The organism is Lysobacter sp. CC-YZS074, assembly GCF_056739745.1.
This window is the reverse complement of the sequence record NZ_CP200301.1, coordinates 538,996-556,891: the sequence shown is the minus strand read 5'-3', so window position 1 is coordinate 556,891 and position 17,896 is coordinate 538,996. Positions and strand designations below refer to the sequence as shown.

Below are 17,896 nucleotides of genomic sequence, written 5' to 3'. Positions count from 1 at the left end.
GCGGGCTTCATAAGGCTCCCCCACCGCGACGGAGCCGCACACGATGACCCGCACCCTGCCCCTGCAACTGTCGATCCTCGCCGCCGGCGCAATGCTGGCCCTGCCGGCCCAGGCGATCGACGATGATCGTTTCACCCTGCGCCTGAGCGCGATGTCGGTCGACGCGCAGAGCGAGTTGAGCGCGAGCACCGTCTTCGAAGGCGAAGACTACGATTTCAGCGAGGACTTCGACTTCGGCGGCGAGGAGACCGTGCCGCGGGTCGAAGGGCAGTTCCGCTTCGGCGAGCGCAACCGCCTGCTGTTCAACTACTTCAACTACGACAAGGACCGCCGCTTCACCCTCGGCGAAGACGTCACCTACGACGACGTCACCATTCCGGAAGGCAGCTTCCTCGACTTCGAGGCGGAGTTCGAAGTCGCCAGCCTGGTGTACGACTTCGCCGTGGTCGAGACCGACCAGCTCAGCTGGGGCCTGCAGATCGGCGCCGAGTACGCCAAGCTCGAGGCCAACGCCTTCGCCGATGTCGACATCGACACCTACAGCGCGCGCGAGGTGTCGGACGGCTACGCGCCGGTGGTCGGCACCCGCGTCACCTGGGCGCCCGCCGAGCAGTGGCGCGTCATCGCCCAGGGCCAGTACCTCGACGCCGACTGGGGCAACTTCGACGACTACGAAGGCGACCTCAGCCGCGCCAACGCGCTGGTCGAATACCGCTTCACCGACAACTTCGGCGTCCACGTCGGCTACGACTGGTTCCGCCTCGATGTCGAACAGAGCGGCAGCGACGGCGTGATTGGCTTGGAGCAGGAGTTCAAGGGGCCGGTCGCCGGCGTCACCCTGGCGTTCTGACTCGCGCGGCACCGCTCATCGGCGAGCGGCCGGACTGCCCTCGGGCAGCCGGCCGTTTTGCTTTGGACCCGTCCATAGCCCGCAACCGGAATGCCGATCGCCGCCCGGGCGGTTCAGTAGGGCTGCGGCACCGCCGACAGCTCGCGATAGGCCCCGAACATGTCGCCCAGGAGCTGCCGGTCGTTCGCCTCGAGCAGGCTGAACTCGCGCGTGCGCGTGGCAGGGGCGGTGTCGAGCCCCCGCGGAACACCGATGTCCAGCACCGACGGCACGCCGTTGTCGTAGACGAGCACCTCCGGCAGCGCCTCGTCGTCATTCACGTCGACCGCATACACGCGCCCGTCGTGCAGCTGTTCGATCCGCTCGACCACGCTATGGCCAACGACGACCTGCTCGACTCCGAAATGCACCAATACCCGGTCCACATCCTCGGTGGAGGCGGCGGGGTAAACACCATCCAGCTCGCGGAAATAGCCCCGGTACTGCGTGACCCCGGCGTCCCCCAGCACGCCATCGAGCGCCGCGCGGTCGGCCACCGCATTCGACGCCCAGTAGCCGCGCATGGCCGCGTTGAGACCGTCCACCGTCAGCCCGGCATCGGCGATTTGCGGGGAAACACCGCCGTGCGCGAAAAGCACGTCGCCAAGCTTGAGCACGACCGGCTGGGCACGCAGCCATGCGCCGATCACCGTGTCGGCGGCAAACGCCTCGTCGACGCCGCCCATCGTGCGCAGCGCATAGCGGTGCTCCGGATGCGCCCGCGAAATGTTGCCGCGCAGGATGTACTGGTCGTGGTTGCCCAGCACTATGCGCACGGCACCTCCGGCGGCATGCGCCTGCCGGGCGAGCTCGTGCAGACGCCACAGCACCGCGAACACCTCGCGGCCACGATCCACGCTGTCGCCCAGCACCACCAGCTGCCCGTCGCCGAATCGCCACTGTCCGGCGGCATCGACGATGCCCGTTTTTTCGAGCGCGGCGTCCAGGAACCGGAGGTTGCCCTCGAGGTCGCTCAGCACCACCAGCTTCCGCGGCATCGATGCGGCCGCCGGCGGCACCGGCGCGCTGTCCAGCGGGTAGGCGCGCGCTACGCCTGCGCAATCGATGCTCAGCACCGCCGAGCGGCCGGTTGCGCGACGTACCCGGTCCTCGCAGAACCACGACGCCGACCAGGTGCCGTCAGCACTCCGGCGCACCACCGGGCCGTCGAGGTGGCCCGGCAAGGTGACCTGCTCGCCGGTTCCGGCGTAGTGCTGCAGGCCGATAGCGCCCGGCCCGGCGGGTACAAGCAGGCGCGTGTGCACCCCGTTGGCGGTCAGCTCGACCTTCGCCGATGAAATTGCCGCAAGGGCGACTCCGGTGCACACCAGCACCAGCAGAACCAGAACGAAAATCCAGCGCTTCCATCGCATGCAGGCATCTCCATTGGCAGAACAAGACTCCCGGCCGCTCGGGGTGATCGCCGGGATTACCCCCTCTACGCAGTGCGATCCGGCGGCCGACTATCGTCGAGGGAAACACCGGATTCAACTCGGCATATTCAAGCGGCAGCCGAGCGCGGCGGCCGCGATGTTCAAAATGCACATTCGATCGCCCCGCGCCTGGCAACGATCATCGAGGTATAGCTCGCTGAGCGCCACCCAGAGCGGGCGGCGGAGCGCGACTTCATCGGCTGAGAAGGACATCATTCCGCCCCGGGATCGCCCCAAACCTGCCAAGCTCCAACCGGGGCATTTCGGTTGCGAACGCGACGGAACTTGCCGGGCCGGGCCGCGACAAGCGCGACGCATTTACACATGGGCGAGTTGGACAAGAAGCTCTCCGATGGCCCCTCAGGCGTCCCGCGGCACCAGCGGCATGCGCGCGTGCAGCGCGAACATGATGCCGGCGCCCGCCACCACCGCGCATGCAGCCCAGGTCGGCTGATGTGAAAGCTCCTGTGCGGCCACGATGCCGATGATGGGGGGCGCAAACGAGAGCAGGCTCGCCCAGTGGACGGACACGGCGTTCCCGCATGCAGCGCACGCCCGTGTCTGGGCCGGGCCCAAAAGGGCCTTCTGCAGGTCCGTCATCGCCCGCTTCCGGCAATAGGGGCAAACAACCATGGCGGCACCTGGAGCCGATCGCTGACAAGGCACCGGGCAGGACATGCGTGCGGTATCGCGTGCGTGCCCGGCGCACGGAAAAGGACTCTGCGGAGCCCTCTTCCGGTTACCTGCTGAAAATACCCCTTACCCGCACTTGCTGTAACCGCAGTTCAGGCACGTCGCGCAGCCGTCCATGATCACCACCGCCTTGGTATTGCACTTGTGGCACATGGTGGCGCTGGGCGGGAAGGCGACGCCGCCGTCGCCGGTGACCTCGACGTCCTCGCTGCGCGGAGTGTCGCTGATGCGTGGCTCGGGAAACAGCTGGCCGCTGCGGTCGTCGCGCGGCACCTCGCTTACTTCAGCGTTTTTTTTTGAGTCGAGCGCGGCGTAGGCGGCGCGCTTTTCGGCGATCAGGGCGCGCTGGGCGTCGCTCATTTCCGGGTCGTGCATCATGCCGATCGCCTTGAGGTGCTCCTCGACGATGCTGCCCAGCTCGGCCACCAGTGACGGCATGTAGACGCCGCCGGCCTTGAAGTAGCCGCCCTTGGGGTCGAACACGGCCTTCATCTCGTCCACCAGGAAGGTCACGTCGCCGCCTTTGCGGAACACGGCGGACATGATGCGCGTCAGCGCCACGATCCACTGGAAGTGGTCCATGTTCTTGGAGTTGATGAAGATCTCGAACGGACGGCGCTGCTCGTGCTCGCTGCCGGCGTTGAGGACGATGTCGTTGATCGTCACGTACAGGGCGTGCTCGAACAGCGGGGTCTTGAGCTTGTAGGTGGAGCCGACCAGGGTCTCGGGGCGCTCGATCTTCTCGTGCATCTGGATGACCTTGGCGCCGGGCTGCACGGCCTCGGGCGCGGGGGTCGCCGGGGTGGCGGCCTTGGCCTTGTCGTCGGCGGTGACGACGCTGTAGCCCTTGATTTTCTTGTCGATCTTGACGGCCATCGGCCAGCTCCTGGTGCGGTGTTGCGTGTGCGGTGAAGCGCCCCACCTCCCCGCCGACGGCGGGAAGGTGGGAAGCGCGGCTTACGTGTTGCCTGTCGTGGTCTTGCGTGCCGCGGTCTTGCGGCCGGTCGTCTTGCGGGCCGCCGACTTGCCGGCGCTGGTCTTCTTGGCCGGGGCCTTGCTGGCGGACGACTTGCGGACAGTCGCTTTCTTGGCGGTTGCCTTGCTGGCCGATGCCTTGCGGGCCGGCGATCTGGCGGCCGCGGTCTTCCTCGCGATTGCCTTCTTCGAGGTGGCCTTCTTCGCAGTCGCCTTCCTGGCACCGGCCTTCCTGGCGGCCGACTTGCGGGCGGTGGTCTTGCCCGCGGTCGACCGGCTTGCGGTCTTCTTGCTGGTCGCCTTCTTGCTGGTCGCCTTCTTGCTGGTCGCTTTCTTGCTCGCGGCCTTGCTCGCCGACTTACTGCTCGCCGACTTGCTGGCGGTCGCCTTCTTGGCGGTCGCCTTGCTGGCAGCCGACTTGCGGGCCGGTGCCTTGCTGGACGCGGTCTTGCTGGCGGCGCCCTTCTTCGCGGCGCTCTTGCGAGCGGTGGACTTGCTGGCCGCCTTGCTCGCCGACTTACTGCCCGCCGACTTGGCCGTCAACTTGCTGGCGGCCTTCTTGCTGGCGGCCTTCTTGCTGGCGGCCTTCTTGCCGGTCGCCTTCGTGCCGGAGGCGCGCTTGCCGATGCCGTTGCGCTCCATTTCCCCGGCCTCGTTGCGCGCCTCGGCGGCGACTTTGGCCAGCTTCTTCTTCGCGTTCCCCACCGACTCGCCCGCGGCCTCGCGGACGCGGGTCGCGCTGGTGCGGACGGTCGCCGCCGCTTCGCCAGCGGTGGTGGCGATGGTGGTGCCGATGCTGCTGGCGGTTTCCTTGACGCTTTCGGCCGCTTGCGAGAGCGTCGCCGTCACTCCATTACCGTTGCTCATGTGCCCTCCTCACGGGCGTCGTATTGGCTTGCGGGTAACGCGGTGAAACCTTGCGGTGAAACCATTGTGTTACCACGGCGATGCTATACCTGCTGCGCGCGGGTGGGACAGTGAACGCCGGCCGTCAGAACTTGCCGTAGTAGCCCTCTTTCAGGGCGTCGAACAGGTTGGCGGCGCTGTGCATCTCGCCGTCGTATTCGATCTGCTCGTTGCCCTTGACCTCCACCACCTGGCCGTCCTCGAGCTCGAAGCGGTAGGTGGTGTTTTCCAGGTCGGCTTCCTTGACCAGCACGCCCTGGAAGGCGGCCGGGTTGAAGCGGAACGTGGTGCAGCCCTTCAGCCCCTTGGAGTGGGCGTAGGTGTAGATGTCCTTGAAGTCCTCGTACGGGTAATCCGTGGGGACGTTCGCGGTCTTGGAGATCGAGCTGTCGACCCACTTCTGCGCGGCGGCCTGGACGTCGACGTGCTGCTTCGGGGTGACGTCGTCGGCGGCAATGAAGTACTCGGGCAGCTTCTCGGCGGCGTCCTCGGAGAACGGCATCGCCTTCGGGTTGACCAGCGCGCGGTACGCCAGCAGCTCGAACGAGAAGACGTCGACCTTCTCCTTCGACTTCTTGCCCTCGCGGATCACGTTGCGGCTGTAGTGGTGCGCGAACGACGGCTCGATGCCGTTGGAGGCGTTGTTGGCCAGCGACAGCGAAATGGTGCCGGTCGGCGCGATCGAGCTGTGGTGGGTGAAGCGCGCGCCGACTTCGGCCAGCTCGCTGACCAGCTCCGGGGCGACTTCCGCCACGCGCTGCATGTAGCGCGAGTACCTGGCGTGCAGCACCCGGCCCTCGACCTGCTGGCCGATCTTCCAGCCGTCCTTCACCATCTCCGGGCGCTTGCGCAGCATCTCGGCGTCGACCTCGAAGGTCTCGGTCATGATCGGCGCCGGGCCCTTCTCCCTCGCCAGCTCCAGGCCCATTTCCCAGCCGGCAACGGCCATCTCGCGGGCGATGCGGTCGGTGAACTCGCATGAGGCCTCGCTTCCGTACTTCATGCGCAGCATGGTCACCGTGCTGCCCAGGCCGAGGAAGCCCATGCCGTGGCGGCGCTTGCGCATGATCTCGTTGCGCTGCTGTTCCAGCGGCAAACCATTCACCTCAACCACGTTGTCGAGCATGCGGGTGAACACGCGCACGACCTCGCGGTACTCGTCCCAGTCGAACTCGGCCTTGTCGGTGAAGGCGTTGCGCACGAACTTGGTCAGGTTGACCGAGCCCAGCAGGCAGGCGCCGTAGGCCGGCAGCGGCTGCTCGCCGCAGGGGTTGGTCGCGCGGATGTTCTCGCACCACCAGTTGTTGTTCATCTCGTTGACGCGGTCGATCAGGATGAAGCCCGGCTCGGCGTAGTCGTACGTCGAGACCATGATCATGTCCCACAGGTGCCGCGCGCGGATGTGGCCGTAGATCTTGCAGGCGACCAGGCCGTCGTCGCGGACGATGTAGTTGCGGTGGGTCGGCCACTCGCGCCACACCACCTGCGCGGCGTCGTCGAGGTCGACGTCGCCCTTTTCCTTGATGTTGACCGGGAACACCAGCGGCCAGTCGCTGTCCTCGGCGACCGCTTCCATGAAGCCGTCGGTGATCAGCAGGCTCAGGTTGAACTGGCGCAGCCGACCGTCCTCGCGCTTGGCGCGGATGAAGTCCTTCACGTCGGGGTGCGACACGTCGAAGGTGCCCATCTGCGCGCCGCGGCGGCCGCCGGCCGACGACACGGTGAAGCACATCTTGTCGTAGATATCCATGAAGGACATCGGGCCGGAGGTGTAGGCGCCGGCGCCGGCGACGAACGCGCCGCGCGGACGCAGGGTCGAGAATTCATAGCCGATGCCGCAGCCGGCCTTCAGCGTCAGGCCGGCCTCGTGGACCTTCTCGAGGATGCCGTCCATCGAGTCCTCGATGGTGCCGGACACGGTGCAGTTGATCGTGCTGGTGGCCGGTTTGTGCTCGAGCGCGCCGGCGTTGGAGGTGATGCGGCCGGCCGGGATCGCGCCCTTGCGCAGCGCCCAGGTGAAACGCTCCATCCAGTACTGCTGCTTCTCGGGCGTAGGCTCGGCCTCGGCCAGCGCCTTGGCCACGCGGCGGTAGGTGGCGTCGATGTCGCCGTCGACCGGATCGCCGCTCTTGGTCTTGAGCCGGTACTTCTTGTCCCAGATGTCCTGGGACGCCGGCTGCATCGCAATGTCCTGGGTCGACGTGTCCATCTTCACCGCCTCGAGGCGCACCGTACTCATGCCTGTCCTGTCTCCTCGTGATGGCCGCGCATGGGGTCGCGGCGCTGTGTTGCCGTTGTCTGGTTGGGTGCCGGCACGTGGCCGGCCCGTGTTGTCGCATTGCCAGGCCGCCGCCCGGAAGGCGCCGACGGCGGCGCGCGCGAATGCGCCTGGCGCACCGCGTCGCATCCGATTTTTGTTACCGGTGTAGGTCCACCAAGGGCCTGCTCCGTCAGCCGTCCGGCCCGCGTCCTGCGGTGCTCCGGAAGGCGGTCCACCATCCCGAGCACACCCCTACGCTTGGGCCTCGACCGCATCACCAACCACAACATGTTGTGTGCGATGCAGGAGGGCAAGCTACGCCCGGGCGGGGGTGAAGTCAACGCTTCCGAAGCCCGGTACGGAGTGCTAGGGCGGGTGCCGGAGAGCAGTGGCCGGAACGGTCGGCCGATTGCGTTTTTGCGCCTCCGGTGGCGTCTTTGCACGGGATGCAGGCCACGCATGACCGGACGGCTCACCGGCTGAACAGGCTTCATCGACGATTAAATGCCGCTGCACCAGACTGGGCGCCTGCCGCCGGGCCGCTCGTGCGCGCCCTGCCGTCTGCATATGCCATCAGGGGTCCCGTATGCCATCGATGCCCAGCCCGAACTCCCCGCCCGCGCGGCGCCCGCTGCGGCTGCTTGCCGCGCTGACGCTGGCCGCCGGCTTCGGCGGTTTCGCCGCCACCGCGCTGCTGCACGGACTGCAGCAGCCCGCGGCCGCCTATCCCGCGCCGGCCGCGGTGGCGCCGATGGTGGGGCAGTTGCCGGCGGCGGTGGCCGGCCAGCCACTGCCTTCGCTCGCGCCGATGCTGGCGCGGGTCACTCCGGCGGTGGTGAGCGTGCACACCAAGCAGCGGGTCCGGGTCTACAACCCGTTCGCCAACGATCCGATCTTCCGCCGCATGTTCCCCAACGTGCCGCAGGAGCGCATCGAGCAGTCGCTCGGTTCCGGAGTGATCGTCGACGCCGCACGCGGCCTGGTGCTGACCAACCACCACGTGATCGAGGGCGCCGACGAGGTGTCGGTCACGCTGTCGGACGGCCGCACGATCGAGGCCGAGTTCGTCGGCTCCGACCCGGACACCGACATCGCGGTGATGAAGATCCCGGCCACCGGCCTGCAGGAGATTCCGCTGGCCGATTCGGCATCGCTGCGGGTGGGCGACTTCGTGGTCGCGGTAGGCAACCCGTTCGGCATCGGCCAGACCGTCACCAGCGGCATCGTCTCGGCGGTCGGCCGCAGCGGCCTGCGCGGACTCGGCTACCAGAACTTCATCCAGACCGACGCCTCGATCAACCCGGGCAATTCCGGCGGCGCGCTGGTCAACCTGGACGGCCAGCTGGTCGGCATCAACACCGCCAGCTTCAATCCGCGCGGCTCGATGGCGGGCAACATCGGGCTGGGTTTCGCGATCCCGGCCAACCTGGCGCGCAGCGTGATGTCGCAGCTGGTCACCACCGGCGAGGTGCGGCGCGGCACGCTCGGGCTCGACACCCAGGCGGTGACCGCGCGGCTGGCCGAGGGGCTCGGCCTGGACGCCGCACGCGGCGCGGTGGTCACCCGGGTCTTCGACGGTTCGGCCGCGGCCGCCGCGGGGCTGCAACCCGGCGACGTGATCGTCGCCGCCGACGGCGAGCGCATCGACAGCCCCGAGGAACTGCACAACTTCGAGGGCCTGCAGGCGGTCGGCAGCCGGGTCACCCTCGACATCCGCCGCGACGGCCAGGCGCTGCAGGTCGAGGCCGCCGTGCGCGAGCAGCCGCGCAGCTTCGCCGGGGCGCAGCTCGATCCGCGCCTGACCGGCGCCACCTTTGCCGAGCTGCCCGAAGGCCTGCGCCAGTCGGGGGTGCGCGGGGTGCTGGTGGAGTCGGTCGCGCGCGGCAGCCGCGCCGCCCGCAACGGCCTGCGCGAGGGCGACCTGGTGGTGGCGGCCAGCGCCGGCGAGTTCGACGACCTGTCGGGTTTCCGCGCCGGCTTCACACAGCCTCCCGCACAGTTGGTGCTGCGCGTCGTCCGGGGCAACCGGCCGGGACTCCTGCCGATGCAGTGACGCCGCGCGCCGCCCCGACGCCAAGGAGATTCCCCAGATGAGCCCGACCGACGCCACATCCTCCACCACCGCATCCACCTCCGGCACCGCGCTCAAGGACAGCCTGGGCGAGGCCGGCGGCCACCTGAAACAGGCCGCGCGCGATGCCGGCGAAGCGATCAAGGGCGCCGCCGGCGCGGCGGGTGACGAGCTGCGGCTCGGCAAGGCGCACGTGAAGTCCGACCTCGCCGACGGCGCGCTCGCCGGCCTGACCGCCGCCGAGCAGGCCAGCCTGGCGGCGCGCGAGCAGGCCGACCAGCTGATGGAGAAGGGCCGCGACATGATCGACAGCGCCGCCGAGCTGATCCGCGAGCGGCCGATCGCTTCGTTCGGCACCGCCTTCGCCGCCGGCTGGATCATCGCCAAGCTCGCCCGCGGCAGCCACCGGTAAGCGGCGGTGCAGCGCACCGGAGCGCCCGGCGACGCACCGCCCCCCGGCGGTCCCGCCGATCCGCACGATCCGCATGAGCACGACGCCCCGCCGCCGGACCTGATCGAGGCCCTGCGGCAGATCGGCGCCACCGGCCGCGCCAGCCTCGGCGCGTCGGTGGACTCGGTGAAGGCGCTGCGCTCGCTGGTGGTGGCCGACATCTCGCTGGCCCGCAGCGCGATGGGCCGCACGCTGGCGCTGAGCGGCGTCGCCATCGCCGCGGGCGCGTCGGCATGGCTGCTGCTGATGTCGACCCTCGTGGTGTTCCTCAGCCGCCACGTGGGCCTGTCGTGGTCGGTCGCGATGCTGCTGCCCGCGGTGCTCAGCCTGGCGGTCGCGGGGTGGGCCGGCTGGCAGGCGATGCGCTATTTCGAGCACACCCGCCTGCAGGCGACGCGGCGGCAGCTGGCCCGGCTCGGCATCGGCGAGCTGGCCGACTTCATGCCCGACCCGGACTCGCCCGAGTCCACCCGGGAAGCCGCGCGCCAGCGCGTGCCCGAGGACGGCGAGGGCAAGCCGCTGAAGGACGGGCGCGGCGTCGATCTCACCCCGCCCTGACCGCATCCACCCGCCAGCCGGTCCAGCACACGCACGGCCACAGCCAGGGGAGCGCCGCGCCATGAGTTTCGACAAACTGATCCAGAAGGTCGCCCAAGCCGAAGACGCACTGGAGGCGCACGAGCGCCGCATCGGCGCCGACCTGCGCCAGCTGCGCGGCTCCTGGAAGGCGATGTGGACGCCCGGCCGGATCGTGCTGGCGGGACTGGTCGGGGGCTTTCTCGCCGGCCGCGCCGAACCGTTCGGCAACGCCGCGCGCAGCGGCAGCGTGGTCCGCATCGTGTCGATGCTGACCAGCATGTTCGCCAGCACCACCGCCAGCCATGCCGCGGCCGAAGCCGAACAGGCCGCCGAGACCTCGGGACAGGTCGCCGGTGTGGTGGCGCCCGACGCTACGGCGATGGGCCAGTACGCGCAGACCGCGGCCGCCGAGCAGCTCGCCCACGAGCGCCTGCTGCGACACGCCGCCGCCGCGCGCGGGGCCGGCAGCGAGGCGGTCGACCCTTGAGCACGTCGGCCGCCGGCGAGCCCCCCGCCCGGGGCGCCGGGCTGGCGTCCGGCGCGTCGGCCCCGCGCGAACCCGTACCGGGCGACGATCCGCCGCTCGCTCCCGTGCGTCCGCGCGCCTCGGCCGCGCTGGTGGTGCTGGCGGTGCTCGCGGTCGGCTACACCCTGTGGGCAGCGCAGGACGTGATCCTGCCGGTGCTGCTGGCGGTGCTGTTCGCGCTGATCGGCAACCCGATCATCCGCGGCCTGCAGAAGCTCTTCATTCCGCGCGTGCTTGGCGCCGTGCTGGTGCTGCTGGGTGGCATGGCGGCGACGGCGGCGCTGGGCAACCAGTTGATCGACCCGGCCACCGAGTGGGCGCGCCAGGTGCCGCGCGAGATGCGCGAGCTCGCACCGAAACTGCGCGAGATGGCCAAGCCCATGCAGGCCGCCAACGAGGCCGCCGCCGACATCGCGCGCGCCGCCGATGCGCCCGAGGCCACGCCGGTGCAGGTGGTGCGCACCGAGGCCAACGAACCGTTCAAGAAGCTCACCGCCACCCCGCGCCTGGTCGCGTCGGTGCTCGCGGTGGTGCTGCTGACCTTCTTCTTCATGATCTACGGCGAGAGCCTGCAGCGGAACGCGCTGGCGCTGCTGCCGACGCGCCAGCAGAAGCGGGTCACGGTGGAGATCCTGCATTCGATCGAGCGCGAGATCTCGCGCTACGTGCTGACCATCAGCGTGATCAACTTCACCGTCGGCATGGCGCTGGCCGGGATCCTCTACCTGCTGCAGGTGCCGCTGGCCGAGGCGCTGCTGTGGGGGACGATGGCGGCGGTGCTGAACTTCGCCCCGTACGTCGGTCCGATGATCGGGATCATCATCATGCTGATGATGGGTTTCGTCGCCTTCGACGATCCGTGGAAATCGCTGCTGCCGGCGGGAATCTACCTTGCCCTGCACACGCTGGAGGGGCAGATCATCACCCCGATCGTGCTCGGCCGGCAGATGCGGCTGTCGCCGCTGGTGCTGATCCTCGCGCTGATGCTGTTCGGCTGGCTCTGGGGAATCATCGGGCTGTTGCTGGCGGTGCCGCTGCTGGTCTGCGTGAAGATCGTGCTGGCGCGGATCGAGGGCATGGAAGGCTGGGCGCGGCTGTTCGAGTGATGCGGGTGTGGAGGGCTCTTGCCGATCCCTGCCGGGTTTTTCCGGCGGGCTGTTGTAGGAGCGGCTTCAGCCGCGATCGTGGAAAGGACGCGGGCGAACCATTGTCCGATAGCGGCTGAAGCCGCTCCTACAAAGGCGTCAAAAGTCCTTGGATGGCAGCCCGCATCGCTTGCCGCGGCCACCCGCCCCGCCCGCGTAGAATGCTCCGGTGCATTTCACCGTCCGCGCCATCACCCTGGACCTCGACGACACGCTGTGGCCGATCGCCCCGGCGATCCTCCGCGCCGAGGACGCGCTGGAGGCTTGGCTGCGGGCACACGCGCCACGCGCGGCGGTCCGCTGGCCGCTGGACGCCCGCCGCCGGTTGCGCCAGCAGTGCGACGACGAGCGCCCGCACCTCGCCCACGACATGACCGAGCAGCGCCGCTGGATGATCGAGCGCATGCTGGCCGAGGCCGGCGAGGACACCGCATTGGTGCAGTCGGCCTACGACGCCTACTTCGCCGCCCGCTGTGAGGTCGAGCACTACGACGACAGCGTGCCGGCGCTCGAGCGGCTCGCCGCGCGGCTGCCGCTGGCGGCGCTCAGCAACGGCAACGCCTGCCTGCGCATGATCGGGCTGATGCACCTGTTCCGCTTCCAGCTCGGCGCCCGCGAGCACGGCGCGGCCAAGCCGACGGCCAGCATCTTCCACGCCGCCTGCGCGCAACTGGGCTGCGAACCCGGCGAGGTGCTGCACGTCGGCGACGATATCCGCACCGATGTCGAAGGCGCCCAGCGCGCCGGCCTGCGCACGGCCTGGATCAACCGCGAGGGCGCCGACTGGCCGCGCAAGCTGCCGCCTCCCGACCTCGAATTCACCACCCTCGCCGCACTCGCCGACTGGCTCGAAGCGGCCCCACAGCCGGAGTCGATGTCCGCATGAACCTGCCCCCCGGATTTGCCGCGCCCGCCACCACCGCCGACGCCCTGCCCCTGCACGTGGTGGACCGCGCCGGGTTCGCGGACTGGCGCCGGTCACAGGACGACGCGGCCGGTGCCTGGCTGGACGCCCAGGGTTTCGACGGCTCGGCCGGGAGCGCGCTGCTGCTGCCGGGGCCGGGCGGCGCCGCCGCCGCGGTGATCGGTGTCGGCGACCGCCTCGACCCGTACAGCTACGGCCATGCGCCCTCGGCGCTGCCGCCGCGCACGTTCCGCCTCGCCGGTGAACACGACGCGGACACGCTGGCGGCGCTGCGGCTGGGGTGGGGCTTGGGCGCGTACCGCTTCAATCGCTACCGCCAGCCGCCGCGGCAGCCGGCGCGGCTTGAAGTCGACAACGCCGCCGAGGTGATCGACGCGCTCGCCGCCTGCACCCGCGTGCGCGACCTGGTCAACACGCCGACCGAGCACATGGGGCCGGACGAGCTGGAGCAGGTCGCCTGCGAGATCGCCGAGCGCCACGGCGCGGCGATCGAGGTCATCGGCGGGGACGACCTGCTGGCGCGCAATTTCCCCACGATCCACGCGGTCGGCCGCGCCAGCCACCGCGCCCCGCGGTTGATCGCGCTGCGCTGGGGCGAGCAGGCCCACCCGCACGTCGCCATCGTCGGCAAGGGCGTGTGCTTCGACACCGGCGGGCTCGACCTCAAGCCGGCCGACGGCATGCGCAACATGAAGAAGGACATGGGTGGCGCCGCGCACGCGATCGCGCTGGCCGAGTGGGTGATGGCGCGCAGGCTGCCGCTGCGCATCACCCTGCTGGTCCCGGCGGTGGAGAACTCGGTCGGGCCGAATGCGTTCCGCCCCGGCGAGGTCATCACCACCCGTGCCGGCATCAGCGTCGAGGTCGACAACACCGATGCCGAGGGCCGGCTGGTGCTGTGCGATGCGCTGGCCTACGCCGGCGAGCAGTCGCCGGAACTGCTGCTCGACTTCGCAACGTTGACCGGCGCGGCCCGCATCGCCCTCGGCCCCGACCTGCCGGCGCTGTACAGCAACGACGACGGCGTCGCGGGCGAGTGGCTCGAGGCCGGCCTGCAGCAGCGCGATCCGCTCTGGCGGATGCCGCTGTGGCGCCCGTACTGGCGCTACCTGACCAGTGGCATCGCCGACATCGCCAACAGCGGACCGAGCCGGATGGGCGGCAGCATCACCGCCGCGCTGTACCTGGAGCGCTTCGTCCCGGCCGGGCAGAAGTGGGCGCACCTGGACGTCTACAGCTGGAGCGATGCCGACCGCCCCGGCCGACCGGCGGGCGGCGAGGCGCAGGGCCTGCGCGCCGCATTCGCGATGCTGCAGGCGCGCTGCGCCGGTTGAGGCCAGGCTCGCCGGGGCGCTGCCCCGGCGGGACGCGGCGCCGGCCTACAGCCAGCCTTTCTGCCGCGCCAGGCGATGGGCCTCGATGCGATTGCCGACACCCAGCTTGCCGATCGCCTCCGACAGGTAGTTGCGCACCGTTCCCTGCGAGAGCCCCAACCGTCCCGCAATGTCCCCGGCGCTCTGGCCCTCACCCGCCAAGCGCAGCACCTGGCGCTCGCGGTCGTTGAGCGGGTCGGCCTCCGACCAGGCTTCCAATGCCAGCTCCGGATCGATAGCGCGGCCGCCGCGATGCACCTGGCGCAGGGCGTCGGCCAGGCGCTCTGCAGGGGCGTCCTTGAGCAGGTAACCCGCCACGCCGGCGTCAAGCGCACGGCGCAGGAAGCCGGCGCGGGCGAAGGTGGTGACGATCACCACGCGCGTAGTCAGCTGGTGCCGATGCGCGCGCTGGGCAAGCTCCAGCCCGGTAAGGCCCGGCATCTCGATGTCGGTCACGAGCACGTCGGGCGCCAGCCGCTGCAGCTCGCGCCAGGCGCTTTCGCCGTCGCCGACCGCGCCGACCACCTCGATGTCGGGCTCCAGGTCGAGCAGCGCCGCGAGCGCGCCGCGCAGCATCGCCTGGTCCTCGGCAAGCAGGACGCGGATCACGGGTGGAAGGGGGCGACGGGCATGCGCGGAAACTTAGCAGAGCGGCATGCGCTCAGGATGCCTCCGGTGCAGCGTCGTCGTTTGCTGCCAGCGGCAGCCGCACCTCGATGCGGGTGCCGTGGCCACGCTGGGAGTCGATGCGCAGGCGCCCACCCAACCCCTCGATGCGCTCTCGCATCCCGTCCAGCCCGTTCCCCGGCACGATCGCCCCGCCGCGGCCGTCATCGGCGATCCGCAGCACCGCCTCGTCGCCTTCGGCAGCGAAACCGATGCGGGCGTTGCGCGCCTGCGCGTGCCGCTGGATGTTGGTCACCGCCTCGCGCACGGTCAGGGCCAGCACGGTTTCCACGCGCGGCGGCAGTACGCCTCCGGCGAGGCCGTGCGCGTCGTAGTCGTACTGCAGGCCTACGCCGCCGCATTCCAGCAGCAGCCGGGCCGAGGCCAACTCTGCGGCCACGCGCGCGGCGCGGATGCCGCTGACCGCCGCGCGCACCTGGGCCAGGGCGTCGCGGGAGACGCGGCTGACGTCGGCCAACTCGCGTTGGGCGCCGGTCGGGTCATGCATGATCAACCGACCGGCAAGGTCGGTCTTCAGCGCCACCATCGAAAGCGTATGGCCGAGCAGGTCGTGCAGATCACGGCCGATGCGCTCGCGCTCGGCGGTTGCCGCCAGCCGCCGCACCTCCTCCTGCGACAGCCGCAGCGCGGCGTTGCGCGCCTGGTTGATGCATTCGACCTGGACCAGCGTGCTGACGATGAAGGTGACCAGCGGCAGCCACACGACCGATCGCGCCGGATAGCCGATCCACAGCGCAAGGCCGACGAAGCCGATGTTGAGCAACAGCAGCAGCACGATCAGGCCGACCGCCGAGCCCACCTGCCGGTGGCTGATCATCACGCAGCCGAACACGAAATAGCTCATGCCCGACGGATACCAGGGCAGCAGCACGGCCGACAGCAGGACCATCGCGATCGCGTAGCGCGGGGCCGTGCGCGCCGGGGCGAGGAGGGTCCTGGCGTACAACAGCAGGAACAACGGATAGGAAATCGCCGTCAGCAGCGCCCAGCGTGCGTCGTACCCGCCCGGCGAGAACGACGGCACGATGAACACCCACACCGACCACAGTACGTGCACCGCGTCGAACCACGGCGAGCGGCCCGCGCGCAAGGTTGCGGCGGTCAGCGAATCCGGGGCCGGACGCAGCCAGGCCCGGACGGACGCGGGGACGAGTTTCATGGCACGCGGGTCGGTCATGGCGCGATCATGCCACCGCCGGCTCAGCCGACACGCTGCAGCCGGCGCAGTGCCAGCAGGAAGAACACCGCGGTGAACGCCACCAGCACGCCCAGGTGCAACCACACGCTGCCTCCGGACGACCGGCCGACCACCGCCAGCGCGATCTGTCCGAGGTGGTAGGACGGCCACAATGGCGCCAGCCGGGCGAAGATGTCCGGCAGCATCGCCAGCGGCAGCCACAACCCGGACAGGAACGACATCGGCAGGTACAGCAGGTTGACCACCGCCGGCGCGGCCGAACCGCCGAAGAGGGTGCCGACGAACAGCCCGAGTGCGCAGAACGGCAACACCCCGAGCACATCGACGACCAGCAGCATCGCCCATTGCCATGGCGCCAGATCGACATGGGCCAGGCCCGTGCCGAGCAGCAACAGCATCAGCGAGATGACGGTGGCGAAGCTCATGGCCATCGCCATCTTGGCGAGCAGGTATGCCCCGGGCGGCGTCGGCAGCGCCCGTCGAAGGGCCAGGAAGCCGCGCTCGCGTTCGCTGGCGACGGTCACGCCGAATCCGAACAGGGCCGCGCCCATCACCCCGAACACGCCGTAGGTAGCCAGCAGGTAGCGCGCGGCCTCGCCGCCGCCCCGGCTGTCCAGCAGCACCCCGAACAGCAGGTAGAACAACGACGGGAACAGCAGCGTCGGCAGCACGAACGCCGGTGTGCGCAACAACCGCAGCAGCTCGCAGCGGGCTTCCAGCCAGTAGCTGCGCAGCGACGGGTACGGGACGAGGGTGGAAGCGACGGTATTCATCAAGCGGCCTCGCGGGCGGTCGGGGACGGGGTGTCACGGGTCAGGGCGATGAAGGCTTCGGCCAAGCCGGCACGCTGGACTTCCAGCTCCGACAGCGCCGGGTCGTCCGCCAGCAGCCGGCGGACCACGGCCTCGGCTGCGTCGGTCACGATGTCCAGCCGCGCCTGTTCCCGGCGCACCCCGACAACGCCCGGCCAGCCGCGGACGCGCTGCGCGTCCAGCGCCGACAGGCAACGGACGCGCCGTTGCGAGACGTGCGCGCGGACCTCCTGCATGCTGCCCGCGGTGACCACCCGGCCGTGGTTGACCACGGTGACGCGGTCGGCGAGCGCCTCGGCCTCCTCCAGGTAGTGGGTGGTCAGCATCACCGCGCATCCACGGTCGACCAGCTCGCGCAATGCCTGCCACAACACCTGCCGCGCCTCGATGTCCAGGCCGGTGGTCGGCTCGTCGAGGAACAGCAGCCGCGGGTTGCCGCACACGGCGAGCGCAAACTGCACGCGGCGTTGCTGGCCGCCCGAGAGCTTGCCGTAGCGCCGCCGCAGCAGGCCGTCCAGTCCGGCCAGCGCCACGCAGTCGGCGACGCTGCGTGGATGCGGGTAGTAGCTGCGGGTGAGCTCGAGCAGCTCGCCCACCGTGTTGTTGTCGTGCAGGCCACCCGACTGCAGCATCACCCCGACCTGGCGCCGCGCCGCGAGCGTGTGCGGCGCATGCCCGAACAGCAGCGCCTCGCCGCGATCGGGCGTGAGCAGCCCCAGCAGCAGACCGATCGCGGTGCTCTTGCCGGCGCCATTGGGGCCGAGCAGAGCGTGTACCTGGCCGGCGTGCAGCTCCAGGTCGATGCCGTCGAGCGCGGTGACGGCGCCGAAACGCCTGTGCACGCCACGCAATGTCGCCAGCGCGTTGCCGTGTTTCATGGAGGGCCTCCGTGTCGGCCATGGACAGTGGCGACATGGTCGCCACCCGCCGCGGCCGCCGGCAGTCGCGGGCGTCAGCCCAGGCACATGACAAC

17 protein-coding genes are annotated in these 17,896 nt (G+C 70.0%); 8 read left to right on the top strand and 9 right to left on the bottom strand.

Annotation, left to right across the window (positions count from 1 at the left end; all coding sequences use genetic code 11):
• Positions 1-43 precede the first annotated feature (43 nt).
• Positions 44-850 carry a hypothetical protein gene (locus tag U8331_RS02335; RefSeq protein WP_481132032.1) on the top strand — a complete coding sequence of 269 codons (807 nt, stop codon included), beginning with the start codon at positions 44-46 and terminating at the stop codon, positions 848-850.
• A gap of 113 nt (positions 851-963) precedes the next feature.
• Here the strand turns inward: U8331_RS02335 and U8331_RS02330 are convergent, their stop codons facing one another.
• The 5 genes from U8331_RS02330 to U8331_RS02310 all read right to left on the bottom strand — a co-directional run bounded on the left by U8331_RS02330 (position 964) and on the right by U8331_RS02310 (position 7,135).
• Entirely contained in the window at positions 964-2,262 is a 1,299-nt protein-coding gene (locus U8331_RS02330; RefSeq protein WP_481132031.1) for a metallophosphoesterase, read from the bottom strand.
• 420 nt (positions 2,263-2,682) lie between these two features.
• Positions 2,683-2,922, bottom strand: coding sequence for a hypothetical protein (locus U8331_RS02325; protein WP_481132030.1), 240 nt, complete (start codon positions 2,920-2,922; stop codon positions 2,683-2,685).
• 159 nt (positions 2,923-3,081) lie between these two features.
• On the bottom strand, positions 3,082-3,891 hold the full coding sequence (locus U8331_RS02320) for a TSCPD domain-containing protein (protein ID WP_481132029.1): 810 nt from the start codon (positions 3,889-3,891) through the stop codon (positions 3,082-3,084).
• A gap of 81 nt (positions 3,892-3,972) precedes the next feature.
• Positions 3,973-4,857 (bottom strand): histone H1-like repetitive region-containing protein, encoded by an 885-nt coding sequence (locus tag U8331_RS02315; RefSeq protein ID WP_481132028.1) that lies wholly within the window; start codon positions 4,855-4,857, stop codon positions 3,973-3,975.
• A gap of 124 nt (positions 4,858-4,981) precedes the next feature.
• A complete protein-coding gene (locus U8331_RS02310) occupies positions 4,982-7,135 on the bottom strand; it encodes an adenosylcobalamin-dependent ribonucleoside-diphosphate reductase (protein WP_481132027.1) in 2,154 nt (717 codons plus the stop codon).
• Positions 7,136-7,751: 616 nt separating this feature from the next.
• Here U8331_RS02310 and U8331_RS02305 point away from each other — a divergent pair.
• The 7 genes from U8331_RS02305 (at position 7,752) to U8331_RS02275 (ending at position 14,187) form a co-directional block, all read left to right on the top strand.
• A complete protein-coding gene (locus U8331_RS02305) occupies positions 7,752-9,209 on the top strand; it encodes a Do family serine endopeptidase (protein WP_481132026.1) in 1,458 nt (485 codons plus the stop codon).
• Between the two features lie 37 nt (positions 9,210-9,246).
• Complete coding sequence (locus U8331_RS02300; protein WP_481132025.1) at positions 9,247-9,639, top strand: hypothetical protein; 393 nt, start codon at positions 9,247-9,249, stop codon at positions 9,637-9,639.
• A 6-nt stretch (positions 9,640-9,645) separates the two neighbouring features.
• Positions 9,646-10,236 (top strand): phage holin family protein, encoded by a 591-nt coding sequence (locus U8331_RS02295; RefSeq protein ID WP_481132024.1) that lies wholly within the window; start codon positions 9,646-9,648, stop codon positions 10,234-10,236.
• 61 nt (positions 10,237-10,297) lie between these two features.
• Positions 10,298-10,744, top strand: a complete 447-nt coding sequence (locus tag U8331_RS02290; RefSeq protein ID WP_481132023.1) for a hypothetical protein — start codon at positions 10,298-10,300, stop codon at positions 10,742-10,744.
• Positions 10,741-11,889, top strand: a complete 1,149-nt coding sequence (locus tag U8331_RS02285; RefSeq protein WP_481132022.1) for an AI-2E family transporter — start codon at positions 10,741-10,743, stop codon at positions 11,887-11,889. The genes U8331_RS02290 and U8331_RS02285 overlap by 4 nt, the downstream gene beginning before the upstream one ends.
• A gap of 208 nt (positions 11,890-12,097) precedes the next feature.
• Positions 12,098-12,814 carry an HAD family hydrolase gene (locus U8331_RS02280; RefSeq protein WP_481132021.1) on the top strand — a complete coding sequence of 239 codons (717 nt, stop codon included), beginning with the start codon at positions 12,098-12,100 and terminating at the stop codon, positions 12,812-12,814.
• Positions 12,811-14,187 carry a leucyl aminopeptidase family protein gene (locus tag U8331_RS02275; RefSeq protein WP_481132020.1) on the top strand — a complete coding sequence of 459 codons (1,377 nt, stop codon included), beginning with the start codon at positions 12,811-12,813 and terminating at the stop codon, positions 14,185-14,187. The genes U8331_RS02280 and U8331_RS02275 overlap by 4 nt, the downstream gene beginning before the upstream one ends.
• 45 nt (positions 14,188-14,232) lie before the next feature.
• Here the strand turns inward: U8331_RS02275 and U8331_RS02270 are convergent, their stop codons facing one another.
• Genes U8331_RS02270 through U8331_RS02255 form a run of 4 tightly spaced genes read right to left on the bottom strand, consistent with a single transcriptional unit; the run spans position 14,233 to position 17,801 of the window.
• Positions 14,233-14,835 (bottom strand): response regulator, encoded by a 603-nt coding sequence (locus U8331_RS02270; RefSeq protein ID WP_481132019.1) that lies wholly within the window; start codon positions 14,833-14,835, stop codon positions 14,233-14,235.
• Between the two features lie 52 nt (positions 14,836-14,887).
• Positions 14,888-16,090: a sensor histidine kinase gene (locus tag U8331_RS02265; RefSeq protein WP_481132018.1), complete on the bottom strand. Its 1,203-nt coding sequence runs from the start codon at positions 16,088-16,090 to the stop codon at positions 14,888-14,890.
• A gap of 23 nt (positions 16,091-16,113) precedes the next feature.
• Entirely contained in the window at positions 16,114-16,884 is a 771-nt protein-coding gene (locus U8331_RS02260; RefSeq protein ID WP_481132017.1) for an ABC transporter permease, read from the bottom strand.
• Positions 16,884-17,801: an ABC transporter ATP-binding protein gene (locus tag U8331_RS02255; RefSeq protein WP_481132016.1), complete on the bottom strand. Its 918-nt coding sequence runs from the start codon at positions 17,799-17,801 to the stop codon at positions 16,884-16,886. Before U8331_RS02255 ends, U8331_RS02260 begins: the two co-directional genes overlap by 1 nt.
• Positions 17,802-17,896 lie beyond the last annotated feature (95 nt).

Bases quoted from the DNA above. Each gene is read 5' to 3' on its own strand.
- U8331_RS02335 (WP_481132032.1), top strand. From the start codon at position 44: ATGACCCGCACCCTGCCCCTGCAACTGTCGATCCTCGCCGCCGGCGCA.
- U8331_RS02330 (WP_481132031.1), bottom strand. From the start codon at position 2,262: ATGCGATGGAAGCGCTGGATTTTCGTTCTGGTTCTGCTGGTGCTGGTG.
- U8331_RS02325 (WP_481132030.1), bottom strand. From the start codon at position 2,922: ATGACGGACCTGCAGAAGGCCCTTTTGGGCCCGGCCCAGACACGGGCG.
- U8331_RS02320 (WP_481132029.1), bottom strand. From the start codon at position 3,891: ATGGCCGTCAAGATCGACAAGAAAATCAAGGGCTACAGCGTCGTCACC.
- U8331_RS02315 (WP_481132028.1), bottom strand. From the start codon at position 4,857: ATGAGCAACGGTAATGGAGTGACGGCGACGCTCTCGCAAGCGGCCGAA.
- U8331_RS02310 (WP_481132027.1), bottom strand. From the start codon at position 7,135: ATGAGTACGGTGCGCCTCGAGGCGGTGAAGATGGACACGTCGACCCAG.
- U8331_RS02305 (WP_481132026.1), top strand. From the start codon at position 7,752: ATGCCCAGCCCGAACTCCCCGCCCGCGCGGCGCCCGCTGCGGCTGCTT.
- U8331_RS02300 (WP_481132025.1), top strand. From the start codon at position 9,247: ATGAGCCCGACCGACGCCACATCCTCCACCACCGCATCCACCTCCGGC.
- U8331_RS02290 (WP_481132023.1), top strand. From the start codon at position 10,298: ATGAGTTTCGACAAACTGATCCAGAAGGTCGCCCAAGCCGAAGACGCA.
- U8331_RS02275 (WP_481132020.1), top strand. From the start codon at position 12,811: ATGAACCTGCCCCCCGGATTTGCCGCGCCCGCCACCACCGCCGACGCC.
- U8331_RS02265 (WP_481132018.1), bottom strand. From the start codon at position 16,090: ATGACCGACCCGCGTGCCATGAAACTCGTCCCCGCGTCCGTCCGGGCC.
- U8331_RS02260 (WP_481132017.1), bottom strand. From the start codon at position 16,884: ATGAATACCGTCGCTTCCACCCTCGTCCCGTACCCGTCGCTGCGCAGC.
- U8331_RS02255 (WP_481132016.1), bottom strand. From the start codon at position 17,801: ATGAAACACGGCAACGCGCTGGCGACATTGCGTGGCGTGCACAGGCGT.